General features: G+C 59.8%; 2 protein-coding genes, 1 tRNA gene and 1 pseudogene. All 4 read right to left on the reverse strand.

Annotation, left to right across the window (positions count from 1 at the left end; translation table 11 throughout):
- Positions 1 to 358 (reverse strand): PP2C family protein-serine/threonine phosphatase (locus tag WBP53_RS16115; RefSeq protein ID WP_423930757.1); only part of this gene is annotated, 358 nt, incomplete at its 3' end.
- A 147-nt stretch (positions 359 to 505) separates the two neighbouring features.
- Positions 506 to 592, reverse strand: a tRNA-Leu gene (locus WBP53_RS16120).
- Positions 593 to 649: 57 nt separating this feature from the next.
- Positions 650 to 1,228 (reverse strand): cysteine dioxygenase, encoded by a 579-nt coding sequence (locus tag WBP53_RS16125; protein WP_423930759.1) that lies wholly within the window; start codon positions 1,226 to 1,228, stop codon positions 650 to 652.
- 71 nt (positions 1,229 to 1,299) lie between these two features.
- Positions 1,300 to 1,913: pseudogene (locus WBP53_RS16130) on the reverse strand (homoserine O-acetyltransferase MetX); the annotation flags it as partial.

The raw sequence follows: 1,913 nt of genomic DNA on the forward strand, positions 1-1,913 counted from the left end.
TGAGGGCCCCGTTCCAGAGATAGATGCGACTGTCGCCGACCCATGCGATTTCGAATTCGTTCTCGCCCACGAGGCGCATGGCTGCGATGGTCGTGCCCATCGGCAGGGCTTCGCTGCGCCGATTGGAATGACGGATGATTTCTTCGTCAGCAAGCTGGACTGCACGTACCAGCGGCGTGCCCTTGTTGATCTCGGCAATCAGGGTGTCCCGCGCGATGGCGCTGGCAACCTCGCCGTGCTCGTGACCGCCCATGCCATCCGCAACCAGCCAGACTCCCATGTCGGCATCGGCATAGTAGGTATCTTCGTTGTGCTCGCGACGCAAGCCGACGTGCGTACTGTGGCCGAATTCGATCATGCGCAGCCGACCAGTCCGTTGGGAGTATCCCGGTGGAAAATCACTTGCTCAACCTTCCCCTGCTGAGGTTGTCTCGTGACTGGCATCATGCCGCGCCGGTCATGCCGGGCGCAAGCCCGATCGACAGTATTGCGGGGATTCGAGCAGTGGTGCCGAAGGCGAGAATCGAACTCGCACTCTGTTGCCAGAACCGGATTTTGAGTCCGGCGCGTCTACCAGTTCCGCCACTTCGGCGCGGGGGCGCGGAGTATACGCCAGAACGATACCCCTGATTCAAGTCCCGGATCGCTTTCAATGCGTCTGATCCAGTGAAAGTTGGCGCTGGTCACGGTCATACCAGTTGTCCCTTACATTCCTGAAAACAGCGCAAGAAGTCATCGGCCCGCGATAGATGTGCAGCGAAACGGCAACGGCGTCGTCACTGGGATTGCGAATGGTGTGGTACTCGTGCGGGGGAATCAGGCTGCCCGCGGATCCCGGACCGGCCAGCATGGTTCCGCGTGATTCGAACCGGTACAGCCCTTCATCCTGCTCGACGAGTTCGTATGGGGTGACTTCAATCTGGCCATGCCAGACGCCTTCGACGCACCACATGCCGGAATGGTCGTGGATCGAGGTGCCTTGTCCAGGGCCCCAGGTCATCGCTATTACGCTGTAGCCGAGGTCTTCGCTGCAATAGATTTCGCGGCGAGCGTAGTGATCGGCTTCCGCCTCGAATACGCAACACGGAAGGGTGACGGAGTCGTCACGCATGAGGCTGCACAAGGTTTGTCTCAGCGAATCGGTGATTGCCGTGGTGCAATCCTTTCGAACCGCATCGTCGAGTGCCTCGACGAGCTTGCGCGAACCTGGAAAATCAAGAGCTAGCATGATCCTTGGGACTCCTTTACGTTCCATTGCCGGGCCTGTCGCCTGCGTCGGCCCACATCAACAGCCCGATTCTACAGGGACGCCATGAATGGCGCGATCTTGCCGCCAAATCCTTCGGTGTCGACCAGGAAAGCATCGTGTCCCTGCGGGCTGTCCAGTGCGACGAACTCGACATCCGCACCACCTTCACGCAGCCCTTCTGCAATTTCCTCCTGCTGCGAAAGCGGAAACAGGATATCGGTACTCACGCCGATGACGAGTGCGCGCTCCACGGCAATGCTGGCCAGGGCGGCTCGTGCGTTGCCGTTGCCATGTTCTCCAATGTCGAACCAGTCGCTGGCTCGCGACAGGTACAAATAGCAGTTCGGGTCGAAACTGCGCACGAAACGTCGGGCGTGTGCGGCCAGATAGGACTCGACCTGGAACTCGACGGCAAACGGTTCGTCGTCGCGTTCATCGGAGTCGAGGCGAATGCGGGCGAACCGGCCGACCCATTCCATTGCCGAACGGTAGGTGATCACACCGAGCTTGCGCGCGATGCTCATGCCGGTTTCAGGATAGTTTTCGTCGTCGTAGTTGCCGAAATTCCACTTTGGGTCGAGGCGTATGGCTTCGCGCTGCAACGAGCGTATGGCAATCGCGAAGGGCTGAGCCTGCGGCGCTGTCGAAATGCTGAGGTGTGCAC

It is taken from the genome of Dokdonella sp., assembly GCF_049593775.1.
Classification (GTDB): domain Bacteria; phylum Pseudomonadota; class Gammaproteobacteria; order Xanthomonadales; family Rhodanobacteraceae; genus Dokdonella.